The sequence below is a fragment of the Kitasatospora sp. NPDC090091 genome (assembly GCF_044747365.1).
Classification (GTDB): domain Bacteria; phylum Actinomycetota; class Actinomycetes; order Streptomycetales; family Streptomycetaceae; genus Kitasatospora.
Window position 1 is genome coordinate 1 of the sequence record NZ_JBIVDY010000051.1, and the last position, 5,944, is coordinate 5,944.

Here is a 5,944-nt window from a genome sequence, read left to right on the forward strand (position 1 = left end):
TAGGACTCATGGGCTCTGTCGGGGAGTTGCCGCAGCTTCGCTGAGGTACCGAGAATCAGTCAGTGAACGAAACTGCGCGTGCCGACTTCACCCTCAAGCCCACGCTGACCGGCCCCCGGGTGCGGCTGCGCCCCTTCGAGCCGGCCGACGTGGCCGCTCTCGCTCCCGTGTTCGAGGATCGAGAACTGCTGCGCCTGATCGGCAGCGGGAACCGCTCCGACGCTCCACTCGGGCCCCAGATCCCGGAGCGATCCGAGCAGTTCCGGGTCTGGCGCAACGCCCAGCCCGACCGTCTCGACCTCGCCGTGGTCGACCTGGCCACCGAGGCGTGTGTCGGCGAGGTCGTCCTCAGCGAGTGGGACGCGGCCAACCGCAGCTGCAAGTTCCGAATTCTGCTGATCGCGTCTGCACCGCGCCATCCAGCGGGATCTGACCGCGGGGGAGCGGGCCGGGCTCGCGGGCGGGGAGCGGGCCGCCCGCAAATACGACGTGTTCCTGACCCGGCCCCGCGGCCACCGCAACCAGGTGTGGGAGACCGACCACATGCAGGCCCCCGTGCTGGTCGTCGTCGATGCCGACGCCCAGCCGCGCAGGCCGTGGATCACGTGGTTCGTCGACTGCGCGACGGATGCGATCGCTCGCCGCGCCGCCACCCGGCCTGCCGGTCCCCGCGTCGGTGGCCGCCCGCCTCGCCACCACTGCCACCCAGCTGGCCGAATCCCGGCTCGCCGACCCCGCCCCTGGCCTTGACCGTCTGCTCGCTGAGGAGGAATCGTGACCGGATCCTGGCCGCACTACGTCGACCTGCCCGGCGCGCAGGTGGTCTCCACCCGGGCGCTGCTGGTCGCCCAGGAGAACCTGGCCGACACGATCGCGGCGCGGGCGATGATGTGCGTCCACGGCGCCGCAGGACTGGGCAAGACACTCGCCCTCAACACCTGCCTGCGGGAACTCGAACCCATCGAGGACGTGCGCCGTCTGACGTTCCGTGCCCGACCGACCGCCCGCGCGGTGCGCTACGAGCTGTTCACGGCCCTGGACCTGCCAGACGACCCGCCCCCGCCACCCCAGCGAGTTCGACCGCCTGCTGAAGACGACTCTGGCCGAGCACCCGCGCACCCTGCTCGTGGACGAGGCCCAATGGCTCAACTCGGAGGCGTTCGAATACTTCCGCTACCTGTGGGACGAGCCCGCAACCCAGCTCGCGATCGTCTTCGTCGGCGGCGCCGGCTGCCACACCGTGCTGCGCCGCGAGCCGATGCTGTCCTCGAGGGTGTTCATCCGGCAGCAGTTCTCCCGCCTCACCTTGAAGGAGGTCAAGGAGACCATCCCGCTGTTCCACCCGATCTGGGCCGCAGCGGACCCCGCCGACATCGCCTTCGCCGACGGCCACGCCGCGCACGGCAACTTCCGCGCCTGGGCTCAGCTGGCCGCCCACGCCCGTACCGCCCTGGCCCGCACCGGCCGCTCGCGCATCGACCAGGACCTGCTGCGCTGGGCCTTCAGCCGCCTCGGGTGAACCTCCGGGCACCGTACCCCCGACCCACCTGCGATCGGATGGTTTCCCCGATGATCACCTGCCCCGACCCGCCCCCGGTCACCGTGGTGCTGGACCCGTTCGACGACGCGCTCCACACCCGTGCCGCGCTGGCGGCGCACGACCCGGCGGCCGGCCGCCTCACCGTCCACCCAACTCCCGGCACCGACTCCACGGTCTGCCTGGCCTACGATGTGCTCGCCGCGCTGGGCAAACCGGTCCCGTCAGCGGTTACCCGGGCCGGGCTGCCGAGCCGCCGTGGGCGATGGCCGCCGCCTGGATCCTCGCGACGTCCACCACCCACCTGACGGTGCTGCGCGCCCACCTGCTGGACCGGCGCCGCCTTCAGGATCTGCTCGATCTTCGCTCCCGCACCGGCGTGCGCCTGGTCCTGGTGCGCCACCGCGGCACGGTCCCGGCCCTGGTGGAGCGGATGCTCGCCCCCGTCGGCTACCGACTCGCGCACGCCTGCGCCGTCCTGCCCGGCGGGCAGGACCCTTCGGTGTCCCAGTTGCCGCCCTACCGGCCGCTCGCCGGGCGCTGGCTGCCCCTGTCGGCGCTGACGACCCTGGTCGCGGTGGACGGCCGTGACCGGCGCTGCCGCTGCGCCGCGCCCACCGCCGGGGCCCGCGGCTTCCACCCGCCGCAGATGTGCGCTTCGGTGGCCGGGGAGATCGCCCACCGTCTCCACGCGGCGACCGCCCACCCGCATCTGGCCGCCGAGTTGGCCACTGCGGTCTTCACCGCCGCGTCCACCACCCCAGCTGGCCACTGTCCACCTGGGTGACCTGACCCCCGGAGCCACCGCGATCACCCTCCACGACCCGGGCCGGCTGCGGCAAGGCTGCCTGACCCACCAGGTGCCCTCCTGGGCCCGCCTCTTCCTGCTGACCGCCGCGTACCTGCGGTGCATCGCCGCCGTACCCGACGAGCCGCTGTTCACCCCGGCCTTCCCGGCCAGTGTCCTGCCTGCGGTCACCCGCTTCGCCGAGGCCTGCAAACTGCGACCGCCTCAGCCGCGCCGGTCCCGCCCAGCGTCGGGAAACCACAGGAGCCGGCCACCCGGCAAGACCGTCTGGCCGCTGAGCGCCGCCCACTACCACTACCCGTGGGCCGTCACCGAAGACATGCGGGGATGCCCGCCCCCGCCCTCGCCGGGGCGGCGTCGGACGTGAACCCGGTCCGGTGGCACGTCTTGTCGGGCTGTCACCGAATCCGACAGGCAACGAAGCGGCTGACTGAGCAGACGTGCTCCACCAAAGCCGAGGGTCGACGGTAGCTGGCTTCGCCCCACCCCGCCCGTACGCCAGGGGGCCGACCGGCTGGAGGCTCCCACTCCCAACCGGGATGCGGGCCGGGAGCTCGACGGCCGGAACCGGCCGTCGAGCTCTGCGGAGACCCGTCAGACGGTCAGCACGTCGAGGTTGCACACGCTGCAGCTGTGCCCGCCCCCGCCGGGGCGGAACCCGCGGCAAGGCCCCGCCACGGCGGGCACCTGGAGTAGCGGTTCGGGTTCGGGCACACTGGGGCGATGGACTTTGGGGCGGGGCTTGGCGAGGGCGGCTGGGACGAGGACGGGGCCCTCCGGGCTGCGCTGAGTAGTACGGCGGAGGGGCTCGGGCTTGCCCTGCCGGAGTCGGACGGGAACTGGGGGCGCCTCGCGGAGTACATCGACGCGGGGAGCGGCCGGCGCGTCATGGTGTATCCGCCCGACGAGGGGTCTCGGACTTTCCAGGTGAACTTCCAGGTCAACGGCACGCGCCTGGCTTGTGGGTGGACCGCAGACCTGGCCGAGGTGGTCGCAGCGACGGCCGCGTGGACGGGTGGCGCGGGACTCGAGGAGACCAGGGCGCACGCCCCGTTCGTCCGGTTCAGGCCCTGGGCCCTTGCCCACGAGCGGGAGCCGTTCGGTGTCGTCGAGTTGACGTGGCGCGTCAAGCTCGACCGCATCCACATGCCGCCGTACAACCGGCATCCGCGCCCCCACGCGCTCCTGGCGGCGGCGTACGCCCAGCCAGTGCTCCGCCGGCTGATGCCGGTCAACAGTCACTTCGACCTTTGGTTCTCCACCAGTGTCGAGGACTTCTGGAAGACGCGGGTCGGGTACACCATCCACCCGTACGACGAGGGGTTGTACGGCGTGTGGAACAAGGGCGAACCGCTCGTGCGCACCGAGACGCCGGAGGAAGCCGTCGCCATCGTGGCGGCCGCCCTCCCAGAGGGACTCGGCCCGGCAAGCTGAGGCGATACAGAGGACCGCAGGCAGCGCTCGAGGCTTCGCAGCCTCCTGCTGCTCCGGCCGCACCCGCTGCGCCCAGTCCCGCGCCGCCGCAAGCCGGGCCTCACGCTCCGCGATCCAGGAATGAGCCTGTTCGTCGAGCGCCACGTCGTAGGCCGCCCACCGGTGCGGCGTAGAGCTCGTACCGGCTCCGTCGAGCGCCGCGGTCGTCGTCTCCGCGGCCCTCTCCCGCCGAATCCCAAGGGGGCGATCGACGGGCCCTGCTATCATGGTCGGCAACGGAGCGCTCCACTCCCTCCCGCGAACTGATCGCGGTCGAGAAATCGGCAGACGCACTTCCTGCCACCGGGGATCGCACCGCAGATCACGGCGACACCAGCTTTCGGCGTCGCACCACGCGCAGGCCCAGGTCGCGTGCCGACATCGCGCTGACCATGCCGCCGCCAGCCCTGCCGGGACACCACCCGTTCCGGCGCGCCTGGAGCCGCACGGCCCACCTGGTCCTGCCGCCCTTCGACACCACCTCCAGGGGAGGACCCTCTCGTGAGCACCGCAACCGAACCATCAACCACATCCCGAACCGCCCTGCGTGAACCGGCCGCAGGCCGCCCCGCGCTGGACGGCCTGCTGCGCGCCGAGCTCCACCAACTCGCCTCCACCCTCGGCATCCCAGGCGCCGCGCGGCTTCGCAAGGGCGAGCTCGTCGATGCGATCACCGCCAAACGCACCAACGCCCGTCCGGTCACGAACCCCCGACCCGCCGGCACCGCCAGTCCCCGCACCTCACCTGACGTACCGACACAGCAGACCCCGGCCCGCCGCCGATCGCACCAGGCCGCGTCCACCCCGAAGAGCGACCTCGTTCCGGCCGCCGGCATCCTGGACATCCGGGGCGACCACGCCTTCCTACGCACCTCCGGCTACCAATCCGGGCCAGAGGACCTGTATGTGTCCCTGGCCCAGGTGCGCACCCTCGGCCTGCGCCCCGGCGACGTCCTGACCGGAGCCACCCGCGCCCACGGCAACGGCGACCGCCGCCCGGCCCTGACCCACATCGACACCGTCAACGGCCAAGCCGCCCGCCAGGCCCACGACCGCCCCGAGTTCACCAAACTGACCCCGCTCTACCCGCAGGAGCAGCTGCGCCTGGAAACCGACCCGCGGCTGCTGAACGGCCGCATCATCGACCTGGTCGCCCCGATAGGCAAGGGCCAACGCGGTCTGATCGTCGCCCCGCCGAAGACCGGCAAGACGATGATCATGCAGGCCATTGCGGATGCGATCACCCGCAACCACCCCGAGGCCCACCTGATGGTCGTCCTGGTCGACGAGCGTCCGGAGGAGGTCACGGACATGCAGCGCTCGGTCGAGGGCGAGGTCATCGCCTCGACCTTCGACCGGCCCGCCCGCGACCACATCACCGTCGCCGAGCTCGCCATCGAGCGCGCCAAGCGCCTGGTGGAACTGGGACACGACGTGGTCGTGCTGCTGGACTCGATCACCCGGCTCGCCCGCGCCTACAACACCGCCGCCCCCGCCTCCGGCCGCATCCTCACCGGCGGCCTCGACTCGACCGCGATCTACCCGCCGAAGAAGTTCTTCGGCGCCGCCCGCAACATCGAGAACGGCGGCTCACTGACCATCGTGGCCACCGCCCTGATCGACACCGGTTCCCGCATGGACGACCTGATCTTCGAAGAGTTCAAGAGCACCGGCAACATGGAGCTGCGCCTGGACCGCCGACTCGCGGACAAGCGCATCTTCCCCGCCGTCGACGTCCAGGCCTCCGGCACCCGCCGCGAGGAACTCCTCCTCGGCCCCGCCCGCACTTCCGCCGCCTGGACACTGCGCCGTGTGCTCAACGGCCTGGACACCCAGCAGGCGATGGAACTGCTCCAGGACCGGCTGAAGAAGACCACGAGCAACACCGAGTTCCTCCGCCAGGTGACCGCGACCCGGCCCACTGCGGGCTGACCGCTCCAGGTCGCTCCACCGACAGCGTCAGCGCCGCCGGATCCGCCGCCGAGCGCGTCAGGACGGAGGGGAAGAGGGCACGTCCGGGTCATCACGGAGGGATGGTCCGACCAGCTCGCGGGGATCGATGCTGTCGTCCAGCGGCAAGACGTCCGGCTTCGACGCTCTCCCCGCTCCAGGACTGTGTCGATCTG

The 5,944-nt window shown here is 71.8% G+C and carries 6 protein-coding genes; 5 read left to right on the forward strand and 1 reads right to left on the reverse strand.

Annotated features, from left to right (window positions below):
• Nucleotides 1-794 precede the first annotated feature (794 nt).
• Nucleotides 795-920 carry a hypothetical protein gene (locus ACIPSC_RS38870; protein WP_400835099.1) on the reverse strand — a complete coding sequence of 42 codons (126 nt, stop codon included), beginning with the start codon at nt 918-920 and terminating at the stop codon, nt 795-797.
• 206 nt (nt 921-1,126) lie between these two features.
• On the opposite strand from ACIPSC_RS38870, the gene ACIPSC_RS38875 reads away from it, so the two are divergent.
• From ACIPSC_RS38875 to rho, 5 genes are all read left to right on the forward strand, one after another.
• Entirely contained in the window at nt 1,127-1,519 is a 393-nt protein-coding gene (locus tag ACIPSC_RS38875) for a hypothetical protein (RefSeq protein ID WP_400835102.1), read from the forward strand.
• A gap of 50 nt (nt 1,520-1,569) precedes the next feature.
• On the forward strand, nt 1,570-1,845 hold the full coding sequence (locus tag ACIPSC_RS38880) for a hypothetical protein (RefSeq protein WP_400835104.1): 276 nt from the start codon (nt 1,570-1,572) through the stop codon (nt 1,843-1,845).
• Nucleotides 1,803-2,324, forward strand: a complete 522-nt coding sequence (locus ACIPSC_RS38885) for a hypothetical protein (protein ID WP_400835107.1) — start codon at nt 1,803-1,805, stop codon at nt 2,322-2,324. The genes ACIPSC_RS38880 and ACIPSC_RS38885 overlap by 43 nt, the downstream gene beginning before the upstream one ends.
• 744 nt (nt 2,325-3,068) lie before the next feature.
• Nucleotides 3,069-3,779, forward strand: a complete 711-nt coding sequence (locus tag ACIPSC_RS38890; protein WP_400835110.1) for a DUF6193 family natural product biosynthesis protein — start codon at nt 3,069-3,071, stop codon at nt 3,777-3,779.
• 540 nt (nt 3,780-4,319) lie between these two features.
• Nucleotides 4,320-5,750 (forward strand): transcription termination factor Rho, encoded by a 1,431-nt coding sequence (gene rho, locus ACIPSC_RS38895; RefSeq protein ID WP_400835113.1) that lies wholly within the window; start codon nt 4,320-4,322, stop codon nt 5,748-5,750.
• Nucleotides 5,751-5,944 lie beyond the last annotated feature (194 nt).